Below are 19893 nucleotides of genomic sequence, written 5' to 3' on the forward strand. Positions count from 1 at the left end.
AAAGGTAACGATTACATATCACCGTTACCTTTTTACAATCATACGTTTTCAATTCGTTTACGATAACCTTGAACAGCACCGAGTAAATTCGCGTTTTGTTTAAAGTGACAAATATCTATTTTTGGTTTAACCTTTGCCACTTCAACTTTCTCTAAAATTTGATCAATTCGTTTATTAATCTGATCGATCAAATCGTCTCGCGCACTAATACCGCCACCTACCAAAATAACTTCCGGGTCATATACATATTGTAAATTATAAATGCCAAGTGCAAGCAGTTTATAAAATCTCTCAATTGCTTTAATCGACACTTCATCACCGTCTTGTGCCCATTGAAAAACTTCTTCACCTGAAACGTGATCTGGATCTAAATTCTTCTGTTTTGCAACATGTTTTACAAGTGCATATGTAGAAGCCGTTTCACTCCATACACCCTCAATTTGACCAATATCATTATTAAGTAGCATATAACCAAATTCGCCACCATGTAAGTGAGCACCTTTATGAATAAGGCCATCTTTAATGATCGCTCCCCCGATACCCGTACCGATTACCATTACTAAGACATCACTTTTACCTTTGGCTGATCCTTTCCACACTTCAGCATACCCTGCACAATTGGCATCATTCTCAATAAATACAGGAACACCTGTCCGTTCTGAAATAAGCTCTTTCATGTTAGGTCCGTGAATATAAGGAAGGGCGCTATAACCATAAATCACGCCTTCATCCGCAACCGCACCAGGTGCACTCATTGCAATTCCTTCATAATTACTAAATTGTTGTGAGATCGATTTAATCAACGATAGTAATGCTTCTAAATCACGTGGTGTTTTTTCTTTACTACTTTCAAGAATAGCCGCTTCTTCTGTCACTAAACCATATTTCACATATGTTCCACCTATATCAATGGCCAAATATCTCTTCATATTGTCCCTCCTAAAGTACGATCTTTTTGAAACCGCCAACATACTATAAGAATACTGTATTTGGATCACTTTGTTAAGTTAAAAGGTATGAATTTAAAAAGCTGAGATTCCTTCAAAATAGGAACCTCAGCTTTGTGCTTAAACCAAAAGGCTATTATTCTGCAAAATCTTTTCGTTGAAAATACGTAAAACATGCGCCCAGAAAGACAAGCGCATATACACTTAGAACCATAATAGAGAAGGCTAAGCCCACTCCCGGTAAAATTTCATCTCTAATCGCATATTCAGGTAGCGAGAGATGTGGCAAGAAAATATACTGATACCAGCTCGTATCCGCAAGTAACACATTAAATGATTGTGCAATATTTGTACCGAATAAAATAAATATCCCAATCCCAACAGCAAGTGTCTGACTTCTAAACAATATAGACACAGAAAAGGAGATAATAATAAACATCAGAACATTCAGAACGTATAAACCGACGCGTGCTGGTAACACTTCGCCCACAGTAGAAAGATATGGTGTCGTTTCAAAGTTATTCACCATGATCTCGGTGCTTAAACTGCCTGTTCCAAGTAGTATCGTACCTATCAGTAAATTACTAACTAATAACACCACAATTAATGATAGGGAAAAACCAACAGTCGTTATCAATTTTGCCGTAATGAATTTCCACCTTGGATAAGGTCTAATTAACAAATGCTTCATCGTACCATCATCAATTTCAGAAGAAACAATCGAACTTGCGACAATAACAGAAAACAAAGTAATGAACGAAGCTAGAAATGGAAATGTTTCTTCAAGGAAGATCATATTGTTCGTTTTATTAGGATTAATACCTGAAGCCAACATTTCTTCATTTTGCTGAATCGTCATTTGTGCATTTTCAACTTGCCACTCATCTGCATCCTCATCGGCCATAATCTCTTCTTGTACAGCTATTTCTTCCTCTAAATCTTGTTCCCAATTCTCATCATTAGCTGCGTCCATATCGAATATAACGGATTTAAAGAAAAACGCGATACCAATTGTTATTAGCAAAATAAATAATGCAAAAATCCAAGTTCGCTTTTTACTCCATAGTTTTATCCATTCATTTTGAATAAGTGTAATCATGACTGCACCTCCTTAATGTCTGTCATGTTACGCGTATTTGTAAGCGATAAGAATTTCTCTTCTAATGTTGTTTTCTTTCGTTCAATCGCATAAATATCAATACCCGCTTCTACAAACTTCTTGTTTACATCAGGAATGGTTGCTTCATGCAGCTTTAATACTAACGTTTGTTCTTTCTCGATATGTAGAAGTTCTATTTCTGAGTCAGCTTCAATTAATGCCTTTGCCTCTTGTATTTGATCAACACGACATTGAAAAGCAACTATACAAACTTTTTGCTCATCTGATTGATCTAACTCTCCAATGACAGTCTCATCAATAAGACGCCCCTTTTCCATAATCACAACTCGATCACACATCAATTGCATTTCTGATAACAAATGCGAGGAAACCAATGTTGAAATCCCCTGATCTGCAAGCTCACGAAGATAATCGCGTAATTCACGAATCCCCTTTGGATCCAGTCCGTTAGTTGGCTCATCTAATATTAAAATCGATGGCTGATGAAGTAAAGCCTGTGCCACTCCGAGTCGCTGCTTCATACCAAGGCTATATTTTTTCACTTTATCATGGATCGCATCTTCAAGTTGAACGAGTTTTATAATGTCTTGCATTCTTTCGTCACTAACCGGGTCAATAGCCATACGTGCATGTTGCTGAAGATTTTTCCAACCACTCATATAATCATAAAATGCAGGATTTTCAACAATAGCGCCTATTTGTCGCTTACAGGTTTGACTATCTTCATCCATATCGGTTCCATTAATACTTACAGAACCTGATGAACGCTTGATTAACCCGACGATCATTCGAATCGTTGTGGTTTTTCCAGCACCATTTGGTCCAAGTAGACCTAATATTTCACCTTTATGCATCTTAAATGATACATCTTCCACAATGTTCTTCCCTTTATGTACTGTTTTTCTCAACGATTGTATGTCTAACACCGCTTCACTCATTCTTAATCCTCCCCTTACCTCTTCACTAAATTAGACTGACATGCAACCTGTATAAATTACCATTTTCTAGATAAATTTTCAAGGGTGTATAAGACCATCTTATATCATTGGCTTAATTTTCCTAATATTATTGCGTTTATTTAAGGTCTTTCATCATGATTTGATTAATATATCAAGTAAATACAAAAGAAGAAGGTGTTAACATTCATCACCTTCTCCGCAACTAATCATTCTCTTCATAGAACCATCGACACGCTTTTTCTTCAATTACACTTACCAAGTCGTTCTTTCCAGCTATGTACGATTCAATATCATAAGGAAACTGTTTGGCAAGTTTTTCTTTCAACTCTCCATAAGTCGTTTTTATTTCCGGATGAGCAGACAAATAATCACGAAAAGCAATATGACGATAAATCTCAGGACTTCCAAACTGATAGACATGCACGTGATGTGACCTTTGTTCACCACCTTTTTGAAAATACCTCCGACCGGCAAGACCATTCTCACCCAAGGTCTCATAGCCGACCCTTTCCATATCTTCATTAAATAAATCAACCCGTTCAATATTTCTTATAACAGGCATCAAATCGATAATAGGCTTTGCCTTTAATCCCGGAACAGCTGTACTTCCTATATGGTGCACAGCTACTAACTCATCCTTAAATATATTTTTAAGTACCTTCGCCTCGTCTTCAAATCGTTTAGTCCACTCATCGTCATACGAACAGACTTCAACCTTTCTAGCCAAGTGATCACCTCATGCTTAATTCATTTTTTGATCCGTTTGTATGAGTAAAGTTACTAGATCACTGTTATGTTAAGCTCTTAATATTAGTGGTCTCTCCAACGTTATACCCTATCCACGCTCCGATAAATGGAAAAGTACCAAGGGTATAATCTATGTTAAACGTATGAATACCTCTAACAAAAACCATAATCGTGATCGGTACAACTACGATCAAAAGGATGACAAAAACAATTAATTTCTTTCGGTACCACTTCTTTTCCCCCACACGACGTCTTTCACATCTTTGAACCGTTCTATTTGTTTTAGTACCGATTGGATTTTGTGTCTTTAAAGTATAAAACGAAACAATTAAAATAGTCCACATGACCACTAGAAACACCATAGTGAGAAGCGCACCCTGATCGACATAAACAAGAAACCCCATCAAAACAACAAAACCTAACATCATCAAATTATATTCAAATAGATTTTTCTTCTTCAGACGCTTAAATTCCTCTGTGTTACATTTTTCTTCATCCATCACACTTCATCCTTTCCATTAGTTTCTTTAAGCCTTTTATAATTAGTTAAAATTTCATGTGAATCCATCATAACATAAATTTCCTTTTCAGCATTCCATCGTTTTCTTAAGTCACTATTATGTTAAAACTAGAATTGAGGAAACGGGCCTGTTAAATAAAGAAGGGAAAAATAAATACTAGATTATACTTTTCTCACTATTACAACTCCAATGATTATGATCATTCACTCCAACACACGAATGGATACTTTACAAAGATGCTGATCAACATCTGAAACAGAAAGTTCATCAATAAGATATTCTTCAACAAAGAAGTCATCTATAACGATTAAGTGCTTTTCTGCATATTCAAGTAATCGTTGATACACCATTGATAGTTTTTCGTAATGACCTTTATGAATACAAGTTAAATAATTACCTTCTTCCAATATGAAATTTGCTTGCTCCTTACTCTGCACGCGTGTATAGAAAGAGTCATAGGTAGAATAGTTTCCTTTCTCTACATAACATTTGTTCATAATCATGCCATGAACAATGGGTAGGGGTAATTGATTATTTTTTAGCGTGTCATAATGTTTTGATACCGCGTCAACATAAGCTTTCTCGTCTTCTATACCTCTGTTTGTCTTCGTTATTAACAATGGGATAGAAGCTCTTTTTTCAATAGAAACCTTATCGAAATTAGAGGTTCGGATTCCTTGTTCTGTTGTTTTTCTTTTCTCTTGAATAACATACTTCATTGTTTGTAAAATCTCTATTTTTTGGTCTATATCCTTTTCACGACTGTTTAATAATTCGGTCAAGTTTTGAGGCGTACGATGTTCAGTAAAATCCTTGATCGCCTTAAGAGACATATTCAATTCTTTTAACGTAAGAATAACGGAAAATGCCTCTGATTGAAAAATAGAATAATAGCGATATCCATTGTTTTTGCGAATTTCCGGTTGAAAAATACCGATTTTATCATAATGAAGAAGTGTATCTTTCTTTATCCCCATTAATTTCGCAAATCCCCCTGTAGATAATAATTGTGACGGTTGGTTCATTTTTTTATTCTCCTTATTGACTCTAGAGTAACTCCATACTTTATGGTAGCAAATAGACTAGCAAATAACAAAACGACATACAAGGAGAAGGAAAATGAAAAATGAAGAAAAATCAACTTTAGATATCGTTTATAACAGAAGAGAATTAATTTTGTTTGCGTTACCTACTATACTTATGATGTTATTTAACGCTTTATATATGGCTGTCGATGGTATCTTCATTGCGCGATTTGTCGATCAAACGGCCTTATCTGCTTTAAACATGGTTTTTCCTGTTTTTGGAGTTGTAACAGCCATTGGATTGATGCTGGCAAGTGGAGGGAATGCTATCGTTTCACGCACTCTCGGAGAAGGGGATAAAGAAAGAGCTCGAAAGTATTTCACCTTAATATTTTTAGTTTCATTATCTCTAGGAGCCCTATTCAGTTTGATGATCCACATATTTTTTGATCAAACGATGGCTTTTTTAGGAGCGACTGACAATGCAGAATTATATAATTACACATCTGCTTATGCACGTATTACGATGTCGTTTTTGCCTGTAATGGTTACTCAATTTGTATTATTAACTTTTTTTGTGACCGCAGGAAATCCTAAAATAGGGTTAATGACTTCTATACTAGGCGGGGTCACAAATATAGTTTTAGACTACGTTTTTTTAGTGTTTTTAGATCTCGGATTAACTGGTGCTGCTTTTGCTTCTGGATTGGGTTATTCAGTTCCTGTCATTGTAGGGATTATTTATTTCTTCTCTAAACATAAAAAAGAGTTGTATTTTACGAAACCTTCATGGGATGGAAAAGTCATTATTGAATCGATGGGTAATGGTGCTTCAGAATTTGTTCAATCAACTGCAGGCGCTATTACTACATTGGCGATCAATTATTTGATGTTGCGTCATGTTGGTGTGGAGGGAATAGCAGCAGTTACGGTTTTCTTTTATATTTTTTATTTATTTGTAGGTGCATTTGAGGGTTATATAATTGGAGTAGCTCCATTAATTGGTTTTGGATACGGTCGGAAAGATACACAAAGAATTAAAAGTATTTTTCGTAATAGTATTGAACTCGTATCGATCACTTCCATTCTTATGGCAGGTATTACACTTATTTTTGCTCCCCAGTGGATTGCGCTATTAACCGGCGAGGCTGGTACTGAAGTGTATAATATTGCTGTACAAGGTATGCGTTATGGGAGTGTGGCCTACTTATTCACAGGAGGAAATATTTTTTCTTCTGGATTATTTACAGCACTTTCAAACGGAAAAATATCCGCTAAAATTTCTTTTATGAGAACATTTTTATTTTTACTCATATGTTTACTCATCCTTCCAGAATTATTTGGTGTTACTGGTATATGGTTATCGATCCCAGTCTCAGAATTTTTATCTATTCTGATGAGTATTTATTTCATTAGAAAAAAACGAACCAACTATCATTACTATTAGATCATTAGTATAACCGAATAAAATATTCCAATTGAACTAAACACCTAAATGAATTTAATTCATTTAGGTGTTTAGCATTAGATATATTAAGTCATTTTTAAAAATAGCTTATTCACCAGGTAATAAAACAACCTTACCTAATTTACCTGCTTTTTTAAAGTATTGTTGAGCTTCTGAAGCCTCTTCTAGCGGAAAGGTTCGATCAATGACTGGTTTAATTTGTTCTTTTGAAATAGCATTTAATAGTCGTTTGAATTCTTCTCTTGTGCCTAATACAGAACCAAACAGTGTAATGTGCTTTAGATACAACGTTCTAAAATCAAGCTCTGTTTTCTGACCACCAGCAGATCCGGACGTGCAAAATTTACCGCCTTTTTTAAGGACTTGAAGAGAAGTTGAAAAGAGAGCATCTCCAACAACATCTAACACCGAATCAATAGGACCTTCATTTCTTTCAATTATCTCTTGAGCCAGGTCCTGCGATTTGTAAGATAATACATGTGTCGCACCGAGCTCTTTTAATGGCTCTTCTAACGCCAAGTCTCCGACAATAGCAATCACCTTAGCTCCAAATACTTTAGAAGCAATTTGAACATTTAATGAGCCGACTCCACCATTGGCCCCAGTCACCATCACGGTCTCTTCTGGTTGAATGTTAAGCTGTTCTACCATATGCCATGCTGTAAGGCCACTAACGCTGAAAACGGCACTTTCAATATGGTCTTGAAGCGGCATGTCATAACAAAGGTGAGCTGGCCATACGACATATTCTGCATAACCACCGTCATACTCTGAACCGATAAACGACATATCCTCAGATATATGCTCGAATCCTTCTTCTCCACTTGATGTAAACGGGAAAAGAACAACATCTTTTCCAAGCACCGATTCATCTACCGATGAGCCTAATTTCACCACTTCTCCTGTGATATCAGACCCCGGCACTCGAGGGAATTGTACACCTTCAGGCCGCCATCCTGACTTTCCGCCTGTTCCATAAGCGCCTTCTCTCATCCAAATCTCTGTATTGTTAATCGAACATGCCTTTACTTTAATTAAAACTTCATTTTCTTTTGGTTCTGGGATTTCTTTTTCAACCGTTTTTAGCTGATCAACATCTCCATAACCCATTACTTGTACTGCTTTCATACACCATGCCTCCACTCTTAAGATCACTATAAGTATGACATAATGAGACGTTTTTTAATACCTATGCTAAAAGAGACTTTAGTAAACTGTTTAAGCTGTCGTTCAATAATTACAGATGTTACAATGTAATCAGAACATCACAAAAGGAGATGAACAAAATGAATCCATTATGGCTTGTTTTAATTATCCTATTAGGTGCTTCAATGCTTTGGGGACTTGTTCTGCGTGCCAAAACCTATCAAGGCATGGTTGATAAACGAAAAGAAGAAGGGGATCAAGAATAAAAAAGTATCTATGGAAATTAGAATCCAATAGATACTTTTGTTATTTGAAATCATATCACTTAGCTAGATTATCATTTTATTCAGTATATTAATCCGCTTCACAACCTCATGAGCCGGAATACGGATTGACGTGCACTAACACATCGGACACATCATGATGCTCATTCATTAATGCTTGCTTGACCCGTTTTGATATCTGGTGCGCTTTTTCCACGTTCAGCGCAGGATCAACACCGATTTTAAGGTCAAGCACTACATACTGACCGTGACTACGCGCACGTAATTCATCGACTTGTAAAACACCCGTTATGCTCTTTGTTGTTGTGATAAAACGCGCACTTTCTTCTTCATCCAATATGTTTTCCAACACCATATGAATCGACTTTCGAATCATTTGATAGCCAATTCGGATGATAAATAATGCTACAATCATTCCGGCTAACGGGTCTAAATAAACCAAAAATGCATACCCAAGTTGATCTCCTATAATCGCTCCACCTACACCAATCAAAACGCCCATTGACGAGAACACATCTGATCGATGATGCCAGGCGTCTGCCATCAATGCCGGACTGTTTATACGTTTCCCTAACCGATTCTTATATTGGTACATCAGTTCTTTAGACACAATCGAAATCGTGATCGCGATGAGTGCCATACCTCTTGGCGCTATAATGGCCTCACCCCAAAAGACCTGTAAAGATGACCAAGCAATCTCAAATCCAACTATAATCAATAATATAGATACAATAATAGCTGAAATGCTCTCTGCTTTACCATGACCATATGGATGTTCTTTATCTGGCGGCTTATTGGCCGCGCGCACTCCTGCCAGTACAGTGATTGAGCTAATGACATCCGAAGCAGAATGTGCCGCATCAGCAACCAACGCATGACTACCCGATAGCCATCCAACAACGCCTTTCATCACAGCTAATAACAAATTACCAATAATACCGATCCAAGAAGCAAATTGTGCTTTTCGGCTACGTTGAATCTGATTCATCTCCCATCCCCCCAATAAGCACCCTAACTTTTATGTGAAACCATTGTTAAATGCACTTCTTCATTTTATCAAATCCGCTCTGTGTGGGTCTACAGCAACCTTTTTGCGGAAAAGAACCAATGTAACCAAGAGGCAAATGAATCTACAACGTGCAACAATTTTGGGTTAGTGCAATATATTAAATAGTTTTTAAAAAACACGTTTCATAGCAGCTTAGTGCTCCTATGAAACGTGTCACAGACCTTCCAAAATTATTTAAAAGACATTGCAAAATAGTTATTTTCATCTCGGTACATCATCTTCATCAACCTCTTCATATGTCATGACTATTTCATTTTTTAAGGTGAGTTGAATATAAGCCCCTTCACTTAGCTGACTAAGAGCCGTGAATTCGATTTCTTTTTGTTCTCCGTCTTTATTTACAGCAGGAAGTTGGTAAATGACGGATTCGTTTTCTCCCCCGATGATTCCATCTTCATCTACTTGAGTATACCAATATTCTTCTTCAATGAATGGATTGACATTAACTTGGGTCACGGCTGGTAAAGTAGAATAAATCCACAAAATAATTCCCACGAACAATAGCAACCCTAGAATGTATAAACCTAGCTTCTTCATGGTTGTCCTCCTTAAAATGACTTAAAATCAAATCGTGAAACATTACTCTGGACTGGAAAGGAAACTATATACTTTGTTTAACCACTTTCTTATAATATAACAAGGAAATGAGCGCGAATACGGAATATAAAATAATATAGGCGCCTACTACCGTTAACATCGGCACCCAAATCTCATTACCGAACAAGAACCAACCTGCATTAACCGCAAAATAAGTGTGCAGGACACCAATAAGTAGGGGAACTCCAAACGTCACAGCCATCTTGATCGTAAGACCCTTAATAATCTCATTTTCAGTAAATCCAAGCTTTCTTAGGATATTGTAGCTTCCTTTCTCATCCTCACTTTCACCAATTTGTTTGAAGTAAAGAATACACCCCGAAGTCAGAAGAAAGGCTAGACCAACAAATCCAATAATAAACATCGTTAATCCACTACCTTGCATTTGCATATTATATTGACCAATTTTTGATTCAAATGGCGGATAATCATATTCACTCATAAATTGATAAATACCTTGACTGTCTTCACCGGCAATATCAATCCCAAAACCTTCACGAGGTTGGTTTGTCTCTTCATCATCATTATGATTTTTTTCAAGTTCGTTATATACTTCTTCTGAAACAATCGCTTGAGGAGAGCCATAAGTAACAAAAGAAGGTAAAACAGCTTGTTCACCAATCGATTTCAATTCAACCTCACGCTTATAATCATTACTTGATAATGTAATTGTTTGATTGAGGTTAAAGTCAATATACGAATCAATAAAGTAGGCAACACCTGTAATCATGATTTCATCGTCTTTCGCCTCAAAGTTATCTACATGCTCATCACTCACAATACTTAATGAGAGAGCTGTATCAAATCCTCCTGGTGCTTCTGGATCGATCGTAATCGCATCTCCTTCACCATTATAAGAGATGGTCGGAATATGGACTGTTTCGTGGTCAATAGCATTTTCATTCAGCAAATCACTATAAAACTCCATGTCAGACTCCTCATAAAATGTGTAATCATTGGGGACTGACGCCTCAATTGTCTGTTCCACTGAGTAATAGGCGATATATGACAGCGACATCAAACCCATACTTGTTGCACTGACTACACTGATCAAGGTGAGCAAGAAAGCATTGGACTTCATTTTAAACATAATACTCGTGAGCGACAGCACATCATTTACATTAACATGACCATTTTTAGACTTTCTGATCATATTTAAAATAAATGCAACAGAAAACTTAAAGGTAATATAAGTTCCAGCAATGGTTAGAAACAATATGCCGAACATTAAAAATATGAGTAGATTACCAAAATTCATCATATTCGCTGAGAGCCAGTAACCAGACATAATCATAGAAAGACCAAGCACACCAAATATAACCGTTCCTTTTCCCATTCCTCTATAAGTGGCCTCACTAGATTGTTCTAGTTTAAGCATGTTAATAAGGGTTGTTTTTTTCAAGAAAATATAGTTCTGCGCCATCAAGAGAGCAAAAATAAATAGAAAGAGTAAAGCGGTCTGGACAACTGCTTCTATTGAAAAGGTCATGCCAACAGCTAGATCGATCTGCATCATACGAAGTAACATCATCAGTAGCATCCGGTAAACTAAAAAACCAAATGCAATACCTATCATGAGGCTTCCAAAATAAATGACTGCATTTTCTACAACGAGCAATCGAAGCACTTTATCACGTGTCATGCCAATCAGCTGAAACAGGGCAAGCTCTCTATTTCGCCTTCTTAAGAAAATAGAGTTCGCGAACATAACAAATGTGACAATGATGACAATTAAAAACACTGAACCAACAATAAAACCTGTGGACATTAAATCGCTAGACAACAATTCATCGGCTACACTATCATCTTGGGACATTAATACAAATGAAAAATAAAGAGCCACACTAAATACTAGCGCAAACATGTACAATGTATAATTCTTAAGGTTCTTAAAAAAGTTCTTCAGAATGATCGAATTAAGACTCAACGCCGACACCACCAAGCACACTTTGCGTATTCATTATTTCCTTATAATAGTCTTCCTGAGAACGTTCGCCTTTTCTAAGCGTGGAATAAATCAGGCCATCCTTTAGAAATATCACACGTGTTGAATAACTTGCAGCAGTAGCATCATGCGTGACCATCATAATTGTAGAGTTACTTTTGTCATTCAATTGTTGGAGTTTTCTCAAAAGATTGTTAGCTGCCTTAGAATCAAGTGCCCCTGTCGGTTCATCAGCAAATATGATTTTGGGCTGGTGAATATAAGCTCTTGCAGCACTCGTTCGTTGCTGCTGACCTCCAGAAATTTCACTTGGATATTTATCCTTTAGCTCATAGATCTCAAGTTCCTTAGCAACAAGTTTGAATTGTTCTTCAACCTCTGCTTTCTTTTTATTTCTAATCGAAAGTGGCAGCAAGATATTTTCTTTAACCGTCAGTGTGTTCAGTAAATTATATTCTTGGAACATAAAACCAAGGTCGTTCTTTCTGAATTCTGCAAGTTGTTTATCCTTTAAAATCGTCATATCTTCGTCTTCTATAAAGATATGACCACTTGTAACGCGATCGATCGAACTCAAAACATTTAACAATGTTGTTTTACCTGAACCTGATGCGCCCATTATAGAAACAAATTCACCTTTTTCAATATTAAGATCAATTCCTTTTAATACTTCTGTTCGGTTTTGTCTCTTTCCATATGATTTTTTAATCCCTTTCGCTTCAAGAATCATAACGGTACCTCCATTAATTTGATAACTTCATTTTACTCTATTGTTTTGTATACTTCGTTTGATTCTTGTGACGAATACACAAAGCCATGTGACATTATCGTCACATGGTCTTCACTCGGTGAAATTGATTCTTTTTTGGGAAAGTAAGCGTTATGGTCGTTCCTTCACCATATACAGATTTAATATCTATTGAGATGTCCATCGCATTCGCCGCTTCTTTCGTTAGGTACATCCCCATACCTGTTGCCCTCATATCTCCATGGTCGCTAGTAGAGGTAAAGTTTGCTTCAAATACTCGGGGGAGATCCTCCGACTTAATCCCTCGTCCATAATCTGTTATTTCAATTTTTGGCCAGCCTTCGTTTAAATAACTAGAGATCATAATGTCACTATCTCGAGAATACTTAACACTATTACCGATCATTTGATCGAGCATAAAGGAGAACCACTTCAAATCTGTTTCAACATGTGTAATATTCAATTCAAAATCAAATCCAATACCCTTTTCAATACAAAGTGTCCGTAATTTTCGAATGGTATTAGATAGGGTCGTTTCAATATCAACCGTTTCAATATATAAATCATTACTAATGTTTACAAGTCTTCTCTCAAATAACATTTCATTTAAAGTCGTATCAAGTCTCACCCATTCTTCTTCCAAGCGTATCTTTTTCGATGTATCTAAATCATCAATCAACAACTTCATCGTCGTCATTGGCATCTTCATATCATGGATCCATCTAGTTAATCCATCTAGATTTTCAGCCGTCTTCTTAGACTCATTCTCTAACATTTTATTATGAGTTCTTTTCATGACTGACAGTCGCTCATTAATTCGCTTCTGATAAGGCGTTTCGGGTACTGGAAGGCTATCTACTTCTTCAATTTTCTCCATCTTCATTAACTCTCTCCAGTAACTTCTTCCTTTTGAAAAGTCCCACAAAATAAAGACACCTAAGATGACTGTATTAATGATGACGATATAGATAACTGAAAAATTTGGAATATCCGTATCTAAAAACCCAATTGACAAGATCGATAGATTGAACACACTAAAGAGAATTAACCATGGTAACACCTGTTTGAAATACATGACTCTCACTCCTTAAGCATATAGCCGAGGCCTGTTTTAGTGATAATCGCATCATCTAGCCCTATGTCATCGAGTTTCTTCCTAATTCGATTAACATTCACAGTTAAGGTATTGTCATTTATAAATCTAGAGTCATCCCACAGCTTTTCAATAAGTGTCTCTCTTGATACAGCTTGATTAACCTCATTCACCAAAACAGATAATATGAAAGATTCATTTTTAGTCATGTGAATCTCTTGGTCACCTCTAACCACAGTCAGTTTTTTAAAGTCGATCACAGCATCTCTAAATTTAGTTACATTAATTTCTTGATTCTGATACTGATAGGCGCGCCGCAACAAGGCCTGAACCTTTGCCACCAACACATCAAAATTAAACGGCTTCTGTACATAATCATCACTACCAAGCTGCATACTCATGACCATATCAGAGGGGTGATTCCTAGAGGATAAAAAGATGATTGGGAGGTTTGAAATATCTCGAATTCTCCGGCACCAATAAAACCCGTCATATTTAGGTAGCGTTATATCAATAACAACCAAATCTGGTTCAATACGAATAAAATCATTTAAAATGTTGGCAAAATCAGTAACGCCATGCACACTGTAATCCCACTCTTCTAACCTCTCTTTAATCTCCTTAAAAAGCGATTGATCATCTTCAATTATAAATATCTTTGACATTTTCACCTTAAACCTCCGTTTCTTATTGTATTTCGTCATTTTATAGGTGCTCATTAAGTAAGTTGTGGCTTGATTATTATTAGTATTCTATTATTGAAAGCGACTCATATTTAAAAGACTTAACTTGACCACATATAATAGATAAACTTTAAATTTAATCCATTCATCATAAATTCTGCATCACTAGTTGAGACGTATTCAAATCCATTCTTTTCTAATACTTTTTGTGAACCTATGTTATGGGTTGTAGTCTTAGCTGAAATCTGCTTAATACCTATTTCGCCAACAGCGCCTAGCAATAACTTCAATGCTTCGTTCGCGATCCCTTTCCCCGTATATTCTTCACCAACCCGATAACCAATATAAGCTAATTGAACGTCATCATCAATGTCCACTAAGTTCATTCTGCCTAAGATTAACCCTTCAGCATTTTTAATTAAATAATATAAGCCTTCCCCTTTGGCCTGTTCATCTAACAACGTGCTATGTCTTTTTTTGAAGCTTTCAAAACCGTAATAATCATCTCCCCGACTTGGCACCATCGTTTCAAAGTAACTTCTATTTTTGCATTCAAATTCATATAAGCTTCTAGCATCCGCTTCCTGTAATTGTTCCAATTCTACTTTCATCATGGCTTCCTCTCTCATTTATGTTTTAAAAACTTAGATCCCCGTTGTTCTTCGCCAGAAAATGATTCTTTTTGTTGTAAACTTATAAAATTAACAAATATGTCTATTATATTTAATTTAAACATAAACTTAGGATTTATAGAACGACTTCTTTTGCTTCTACTAGATCGGTTTGATAATATTCAGTTTTTGAAGGTGACAAACTAAATAACAATAAGGAACACGTTAATATCAACATAACAATCGCACCCAAGACAACTGTAAATTGAATCGATATAAAATGAGCGATTACTGCAAATACTGACGTTGTGATGATAACCAATAAGGCTTCAATAAAACCATAAAGGCTCCCAACTCTTCCCATTACGTTAACTGGAATGTTATTTTGATAAAAGGTGTAAAACCCAGTATTCGCAAAGGCGAGTGAGAACGCTAGCGTAAACACGCCTAAAGAGGCCATCACAAAGTGATTAGAAAATGCAAACATAAGGTAACCGACTGACACCATAATAGAGCCGATCCCCATGATGAAAGAGAGTGTAAACTTCCTCGCACACAATACATTTATCAAAGATCCAATTAAAATACCCGCCCCGGCAATGCTTACAAGAAAACCATACTCACTATCTGACAAAGAAATAACTTCTTTTGCGAATGCGACTTCTTGTGAATCCATCGCCGTTTGCAAAACAACAAAGACACTAAACAAGAAATAAATGCTCATAACATACCAGGAATGACGACTGAATTGTATAACTTCTCCGCTAATATATACTATATCGAAAATCATTTTAAGCCTTGGATATTAAAGTTTTTTTACTATCTATTATGATTTTCTCTGTAAGATCTTGATCACTCTTAAGCAATTCATCAAGAGAAATCTCAAAGGCGTAGCTTAAATCAATAAGCGTTTCAATACTTGGATATTCCTCTTCACTTTCCCATTTTGAAATAGATTGACGACTTACATTTAACTTATTAGCCACTTCCTCTTGTGATAAATTTCTTTTTACTCTTTCCTCTTTTAGTTTTTCATGGAACGCCGTAAGTATCACCTCACCTTTAGTTTAATGATTCTTTGGAAGGTTGTTAAGAACAACTTGGTAGCATCATGTAACTTAAAAATTGCGACTATGATCAAATGGTTTCAAATTTAGAATCCATCCATTCTCTGTATGTTCTCCCTTGCTATTTAGCTGAAAGTTTGGTAAGTGCAGAATATCTGTAGTAAACTGTTGATACAAGCATAACTCCCTCTCTTTGTGTTTTGGTTTGGTTACTTTAAACATTAGAGGAAGTATCTGCTTTTTTCAATGTCAAGCACTCTTGATTAAGAAGAGCTTAAAAATTTAACCAAATCCATAAATTGTATTTTATTAGACGTGATTCAAAACTACATCTTAATTTTTTGTAATAAGCGATAGCTTAATATTTACTAAAGTGTTCTCAATTAAATGTATACATGTTTGGTAGTGTATAACTTGATGGATTTTAAAAATAATGAGAGGGGAGGCGAAGTATTATGGAGCGCTTAATTATATTGATTCCTGCGATAGCATTTCTCATACTCCTTTTTTATGCAGGTTTCTTTTTGCTTGAAAATGTATTTAATTTATCTAAAGAAGTAAGTAGCGTAATTGCTGGTGCAATATCGGGAATAATTTTACTAACAGTGTCTACCACTACTTTAGAAAACCCACCTTACTTTTTATTAACTTTATTTTTCGTATTTTTATTAATAACTTTCTATCAGCAAATTAAAAAATCTAAAAGTAGAAATGAAAATGATTCTATACAGAAATAAGTGAAAGATGATTACATTAGAAATGGCCGATTGAAAGCCGGATATAATCTCCAAATAGCGATAAAAGACCAGTATACGCTTGCATATGATTTATTCCCGAATGCGAAGATCATTATTGATCGCTTCCATTTAGTTCAATTGATCAGCCGAGCGATGAACAAAACACGCATCCAAGTGATGAACCGATTCAAAACCTCGAACAATGAAGATATGAAGAAGTACCGTCGACTGAAAGCGTATTGGAAGCTTTTACTCAAAAAAGCATCTGATGTGTCGATTACCACCTATAAGTATTATCCCTTGTTTGGTCAACGCTTGGAAAGCGCCATTATCGATGAACTCTTGAGCTACGATGACACGTTACGTGTCAATTATGTGCTTTATCAAAATCTATTACGCGCCATGGATCAGCAGGATCACCAAGCCCTAGAACAATTATTGACTCAACCGTGCCCACAAGCGATATCAACACATTTACGAACAAGCATGAAAACACTCAGAAAGCACTTGCCTTACATTCAACATAGCTTTGATTACACGTATAGTAACGGGCGTATTGAAGGCATGAACAATAAAATCAAAGTATTGAATCGCGTCGCATATGGTTACCGTAATTTCACGAACTATAAGAACCGTATCCTTTTATACTTTAAGCTCAAACCTGTTTCACCTGCAGTACCTAAACAAAAGAAAACACGTTTCATAGCAGCTTAACGCTCCTACAAAACGTGCTTAGATCCTTATCAAATATATCGACTCATATTCTTCACCAACGTTGTTTGACAAAGAACCACAAAAAACAACCTCTTACGGACATAGTATCCGAAGAGGTTGTTTTTTATCAAACTTCAATCTTCATATAAATCATTTTAAAACTATTCCACTGTAACACTTTTGGCTAAGTTACGCGGTTTATCGACATCACAATCACGGTGCAAGGCTGCATAATAAGCGAGTAACTGCATAGGTACAACACTTACTAAAGGTGTTAGTAATGGATGAACACGTGGTAACACAATGTTATCACTTTCTTGTTCTAGACCTTCCATACTAACAACACAGGTGTTAGCTCCTCGAGCCGAAACTTCTTGAACATTGCCTCGAATTGAATAGTTAACGTTCTCTTGTGTCGAAATTGCGATGACTGGTGTCCCATCTTCAATGAGTGCAATTGTTCCATGTTTTAATTCACCACCAGCAAAACCTTCTGCTTGAATATATGAAATTTCCTTTAGTTTCAAGGATGCTTCTTGGACAACGAAATAATCAGTACTTCTACCAATAAAGAATGCATTTCGCATACCTGTAAAGAATTCTTTTGCCAACTTAGCAAATCGCTCTTTTTGATCTGTTAAGGATTCCATTACGCTTGCAACAATACCAAGCTCTTGTAACGGATCAAAGTTTAATTTAATTCCTTTTTCAGTTGCTGTATCAACTGCTAAAATGGTTAACACAGCAATCTGTGCTGTATAAGCTTTAGTTGATGCAACAGCAATTTCTGGTCCTGCATACAAATGCAATGTATAATCCGCTTCACGTGAAAGGGTTGAGCCTGGAACATTTGTTACGGTTATTGATGGATGACCTAATGATTTAGTCTTCACTAAAACAGCACGGCTATCAGCTGTCTCTCCACTTTGTGAAATAAAAATAAACAATGGTTTTTTAGAGAGTAGTGGCATGTTGTAAGAAAACTCACTTGCAATATGCACTTCTACTGGTGTACCTGCAATATTTTCAATTACTTGTTTGCCAACTAAACCAGCATTATAACTCGTTCCAGCTGCAATGATGTAAATACGATCTGCATCCAGCATGGCTGCTCTTATATTGCCATCTACTTTAATATTATCTTGTTCATCTTGATATTCTTGAATGATCTTACGAATAACAAACGGCTGTTCATCAATTTCTTTTAACATGAAATGATCATACGTTCCTTTTTCAGTGTCTGACGCATCAATCTCAGCTTTATATGGGGCACGCACTACTTCTGTACCATCAAATTTTTGAATTTGCACCTCTTGACGCTTAACCAAAACAACTTCTTTATCTTCAATTTCTAGATAAGTGTCTGTTTCTTTCAATGTCGCCATTGCATCACTTGCCACAAGGTTAAATCCTTCACCCAGACCAACCAATAATGGACTTTTACTTTTAGCAACATAGATCACATCTTGATCTTCAGCATCTATTAAAGCAATTGCGTATGAACCCTTTAGAAGGCTCATTGTTTTTCGGAACGCCGTTAATACGTTATTTGTTTCCTTATAAAACAAATCCATTAACTGTACAACAATTTCAGTATCAGTCTCACTCACGAGGTTGACTTCTGTTAAATATTGGTCACGCAATTCATAATAGTTTTCAATCACACCATTATGCACTAAAGTGAAACGACCCGAAACACTTTGATGCGGGTGGGCATTGTCTTCACTTGGCTCGCCATGAGTAGCCCATCGAGTATGACCAATACCCAGCTTCGTTTCAATACCTTTATCAACTTTCTCACGTAAAGTCGCGATCCGGCCTTTCACTTTAGACAAATGAAGTCCTTCTCCATTTAAAGTTGCGATCCCCGCTGAGTCATAGCCACGGTATTCTAACTTTTCTAAACCATTCAACAAGACATCTTTCGTATCATTAGTTCCAATATAACCTACAATTCCACACATAATTCTGTTTCCTCCTAGTTGAGACTAGGGGCAAACTAGAACGAACCTACTAAGAATAGAGGGGCGTTTGTTTGCCCCCTTTCTCGTTTTATTATTTAACCTCTTACATGTCTTCTTTGTGCAAAGAGTCGCCTCTTTGTTTTCGAATAACATATAACGGTTGGAGGTTGTGCAACCGGGAGGTATCCGCCGATTTAACTCGATACTCCTCCTCCTCGTCAACTATCTCTCAAGCGCACGAGAAATAGTTCAGGCGCTTATTTAAAATAAATCTCCTATCCACCTTTCCTTCTTGAAATAGCCACATGTCATATACATGGACTTTCTCATTTTAACTGAAAATCCACTATCTAGCAATATGATTCATATGAAAATCCATATATACATCAATTTATGTTATACATTTCACATTTGTGTCATATTTCTATTATCTTTTAACAAAGGAAAG

At 36.2% G+C, this 19893-nt stretch carries 21 protein-coding genes; 4 read left to right on the plus strand and 17 right to left on the minus strand.

Annotated features, from left to right (window positions below; translation table 11 throughout):
• Nucleotides 1-38: 38 nt before the first annotated feature.
• The 6 genes from BLR62_RS08080 to BLR62_RS08105 all read right to left on the minus strand — a co-directional run bounded on the left by BLR62_RS08080 (nt 39) and on the right by BLR62_RS08105 (nt 5319).
• The gene (locus tag BLR62_RS08080) at nt 39-929 is read right to left on the minus strand and encodes an ROK family protein (protein WP_090795643.1); all 891 of its coding nucleotides are present in this window, start codon (nt 927-929) and stop codon (nt 39-41) included.
• Between the two features lie 154 nt (nt 930-1083).
• The gene (locus BLR62_RS08085) at nt 1084-2046 is read right to left on the minus strand and encodes an ABC transporter permease (RefSeq protein WP_090795646.1); all 963 of its coding nucleotides are present in this window, start codon (nt 2044-2046) and stop codon (nt 1084-1086) included.
• Nucleotides 2043-3005 carry an ABC transporter ATP-binding protein gene (locus BLR62_RS08090; RefSeq protein ID WP_090795648.1) on the minus strand — a complete coding sequence of 321 codons (963 nt, stop codon included), beginning with the start codon at nt 3003-3005 and terminating at the stop codon, nt 2043-2045. The genes BLR62_RS08085 and BLR62_RS08090 overlap by 4 nt, the downstream gene beginning before the upstream one ends.
• 223 nt (nt 3006-3228) lie before the next feature.
• Complete coding sequence (locus BLR62_RS08095; protein WP_090795651.1) at nt 3229-3753, minus strand: GrpB family protein; 525 nt, start codon at nt 3751-3753, stop codon at nt 3229-3231.
• A 64-nt stretch (nt 3754-3817) separates the two neighbouring features.
• Nucleotides 3818-4273, minus strand: coding sequence for a hypothetical protein (locus BLR62_RS08100; RefSeq protein ID WP_090795654.1), 456 nt, complete (start codon nt 4271-4273; stop codon nt 3818-3820).
• 224 nt (nt 4274-4497) lie between these two features.
• On the minus strand, nt 4498-5319 hold the full coding sequence (locus tag BLR62_RS08105) for a MerR family transcriptional regulator (RefSeq protein ID WP_090795656.1): 822 nt from the start codon (nt 5317-5319) through the stop codon (nt 4498-4500).
• A gap of 94 nt (nt 5320-5413) precedes the next feature.
• Here BLR62_RS08105 and BLR62_RS08110 point away from each other — a divergent pair, with 94 nt between their 5' ends.
• Complete coding sequence (locus BLR62_RS08110; protein WP_090795658.1) at nt 5414-6766, plus strand: MATE family efflux transporter; 1353 nt, start codon at nt 5414-5416, stop codon at nt 6764-6766.
• Nucleotides 6767-6874: 108 nt separating this feature from the next.
• Here the strand turns inward: BLR62_RS08110 and BLR62_RS08115 are convergent, their stop codons facing one another.
• Nucleotides 6875-7915: a zinc-binding dehydrogenase gene (locus BLR62_RS08115; protein WP_090795661.1), complete on the minus strand. Its 1041-nt coding sequence runs from the start codon at nt 7913-7915 to the stop codon at nt 6875-6877.
• A gap of 158 nt (nt 7916-8073) precedes the next feature.
• Here BLR62_RS08115 and BLR62_RS12655 point away from each other — a divergent pair, with 158 nt between their 5' ends.
• Nucleotides 8074-8199 carry a hypothetical protein gene (locus BLR62_RS12655; protein ID WP_281241150.1) on the plus strand — a complete coding sequence of 42 codons (126 nt, stop codon included), beginning with the start codon at nt 8074-8076 and terminating at the stop codon, nt 8197-8199.
• Nucleotides 8200-8305: 106 nt separating this feature from the next.
• On the opposite strand, the gene BLR62_RS08120 is transcribed toward BLR62_RS12655, so the two are convergent.
• The 9 genes from BLR62_RS08120 to BLR62_RS12370 all read right to left on the minus strand — a co-directional run bounded on the left by BLR62_RS08120 (nt 8306) and on the right by BLR62_RS12370 (nt 15949).
• Nucleotides 8306-9205, minus strand: a complete 900-nt coding sequence (locus tag BLR62_RS08120) for a cation diffusion facilitator family transporter (protein WP_090795662.1) — start codon at nt 9203-9205, stop codon at nt 8306-8308.
• 282 nt (nt 9206-9487) lie between these two features.
• Nucleotides 9488-9823 (minus strand): YxeA family protein, encoded by a 336-nt coding sequence (locus tag BLR62_RS08125; RefSeq protein WP_090795665.1) that lies wholly within the window; start codon nt 9821-9823, stop codon nt 9488-9490.
• 64 nt (nt 9824-9887) lie between these two features.
• On the minus strand, nt 9888-11699 hold the full coding sequence (locus BLR62_RS08130) for an FtsX-like permease family protein (protein WP_245719434.1): 1812 nt from the start codon (nt 11697-11699) through the stop codon (nt 9888-9890).
• Nucleotides 11700-11799: 100 nt separating this feature from the next.
• Nucleotides 11800-12558 (minus strand): ABC transporter ATP-binding protein, encoded by a 759-nt coding sequence (locus BLR62_RS08135; RefSeq protein ID WP_090795669.1) that lies wholly within the window; start codon nt 12556-12558, stop codon nt 11800-11802.
• Nucleotides 12559-12658: 100 nt separating this feature from the next.
• Nucleotides 12659-13651: a sensor histidine kinase gene (locus tag BLR62_RS08140; protein ID WP_090795672.1), complete on the minus strand. Its 993-nt coding sequence runs from the start codon at nt 13649-13651 to the stop codon at nt 12659-12661.
• Between the two features lie 5 nt (nt 13652-13656).
• Entirely contained in the window at nt 13657-14334 is a 678-nt protein-coding gene (locus BLR62_RS08145) for a response regulator transcription factor (protein WP_090795735.1), read from the minus strand.
• A gap of 119 nt (nt 14335-14453) precedes the next feature.
• Nucleotides 14454-14963: a GNAT family N-acetyltransferase gene (locus BLR62_RS08150; RefSeq protein WP_176759256.1), complete on the minus strand. Its 510-nt coding sequence runs from the start codon at nt 14961-14963 to the stop codon at nt 14454-14456.
• A gap of 136 nt (nt 14964-15099) precedes the next feature.
• Nucleotides 15100-15687 (minus strand): MFS transporter, encoded by a 588-nt coding sequence (locus tag BLR62_RS08155; RefSeq protein ID WP_245719435.1) that lies wholly within the window; start codon nt 15685-15687, stop codon nt 15100-15102.
• A gap of 67 nt (nt 15688-15754) precedes the next feature.
• The gene (locus BLR62_RS12370) at nt 15755-15949 is read right to left on the minus strand and encodes a helix-turn-helix domain-containing protein (protein ID WP_245719436.1); all 195 of its coding nucleotides are present in this window, start codon (nt 15947-15949) and stop codon (nt 15755-15757) included.
• Nucleotides 15950-16485: 536 nt separating this feature from the next.
• Between BLR62_RS12370 and BLR62_RS08160 the strand changes: the two genes are divergently transcribed.
• Entirely contained in the window at nt 16486-16767 is a 282-nt protein-coding gene (locus BLR62_RS08160) for a hypothetical protein (protein WP_090795674.1), read from the plus strand.
• The gene (locus BLR62_RS08165; protein ID WP_090795676.1) at nt 16768-17481 is read left to right on the plus strand and encodes a transposase; all 714 of its coding nucleotides are present in this window, start codon (nt 16768-16770) and stop codon (nt 17479-17481) included. It abuts the gene before it with no gap.
• 161 nt (nt 17482-17642) lie between these two features.
• On the opposite strand, the gene glmS is transcribed toward BLR62_RS08165, so the two are convergent.
• Nucleotides 17643-19445 (minus strand): glutamine--fructose-6-phosphate transaminase (isomerizing), encoded by a 1803-nt coding sequence (gene glmS, locus BLR62_RS08170; RefSeq protein ID WP_090795678.1) that lies wholly within the window; start codon nt 19443-19445, stop codon nt 17643-17645.
• Nucleotides 19446-19893 lie beyond the last annotated feature (448 nt).

The organism is Pelagirhabdus alkalitolerans (genome assembly GCF_900096905.1).
Taxonomy (GTDB): Bacteria; Bacillota; Bacilli; order Bacillales; family Amphibacillaceae; genus Pelagirhabdus; species Pelagirhabdus alkalitolerans.

Excerpts from the sequence above, each read along its gene's own strand:
- BLR62_RS08080 (WP_090795643.1), bottom strand. The coding sequence starts at position 929 with ATGAAGAGATATTTGGCCATTGATATAGGTGGAACATATGTGAAATAT.
- BLR62_RS08085 (WP_090795646.1), bottom strand. The coding sequence starts at position 2,046 with ATGATTACACTTATTCAAAATGAATGGATAAAACTATGGAGTAAAAAG.
- BLR62_RS08090 (WP_090795648.1), bottom strand. The coding sequence starts at position 3,005 with ATGAGTGAAGCGGTGTTAGACATACAATCGTTGAGAAAAACAGTACAT.
- BLR62_RS08100 (WP_090795654.1), bottom strand. The coding sequence starts at position 4,273 with ATGGATGAAGAAAAATGTAACACAGAGGAATTTAAGCGTCTGAAGAAG.
- BLR62_RS08105 (WP_090795656.1), bottom strand. The coding sequence starts at position 5,319 with ATGAACCAACCGTCACAATTATTATCTACAGGGGGATTTGCGAAATTA.
- BLR62_RS08110 (WP_090795658.1), top strand. The coding sequence starts at position 5,414 with ATGAAAAATGAAGAAAAATCAACTTTAGATATCGTTTATAACAGAAGA.
- BLR62_RS08115 (WP_090795661.1), bottom strand. The coding sequence starts at position 7,915 with ATGAAAGCAGTACAAGTAATGGGTTATGGAGATGTTGATCAGCTAAAA.
- BLR62_RS12655 (WP_281241150.1), top strand. The coding sequence starts at position 8,074 with ATGAATCCATTATGGCTTGTTTTAATTATCCTATTAGGTGCTTCAATG.
- BLR62_RS08120 (WP_090795662.1), bottom strand. The coding sequence starts at position 9,205 with ATGAATCAGATTCAACGTAGCCGAAAAGCACAATTTGCTTCTTGGATC.
- BLR62_RS08125 (WP_090795665.1), bottom strand. The coding sequence starts at position 9,823 with ATGAAGAAGCTAGGTTTATACATTCTAGGGTTGCTATTGTTCGTGGGA.
- BLR62_RS08130 (WP_245719434.1), bottom strand. The coding sequence starts at position 11,699 with ATGTCCCAAGATGATAGTGTAGCCGATGAATTGTTGTCTAGCGATTTA.
- BLR62_RS08135 (WP_090795669.1), bottom strand. The coding sequence starts at position 12,558 with ATGATTCTTGAAGCGAAAGGGATTAAAAAATCATATGGAAAGAGACAA.
- BLR62_RS08140 (WP_090795672.1), bottom strand. The coding sequence starts at position 13,651 with ATGTATTTCAAACAGGTGTTACCATGGTTAATTCTCTTTAGTGTGTTC.
- BLR62_RS08145 (WP_090795735.1), bottom strand. The coding sequence starts at position 14,334 with ATGTCAAAGATATTTATAATTGAAGATGATCAATCGCTTTTTAAGGAG.
- BLR62_RS08150 (WP_176759256.1), bottom strand. The coding sequence starts at position 14,963 with ATGAAAGTAGAATTGGAACAATTACAGGAAGCGGATGCTAGAAGCTTA.
- BLR62_RS08155 (WP_245719435.1), bottom strand. The coding sequence starts at position 15,687 with ATGAGCATTTATTTCTTGTTTAGTGTCTTTGTTGTTTTGCAAACGGCG.
- BLR62_RS08160 (WP_090795674.1), top strand. The coding sequence starts at position 16,486 with ATGGAGCGCTTAATTATATTGATTCCTGCGATAGCATTTCTCATACTC.
- glmS (WP_090795678.1), bottom strand. The coding sequence starts at position 19,445 with ATGTGTGGAATTGTAGGTTATATTGGAACTAATGATACGAAAGATGTC.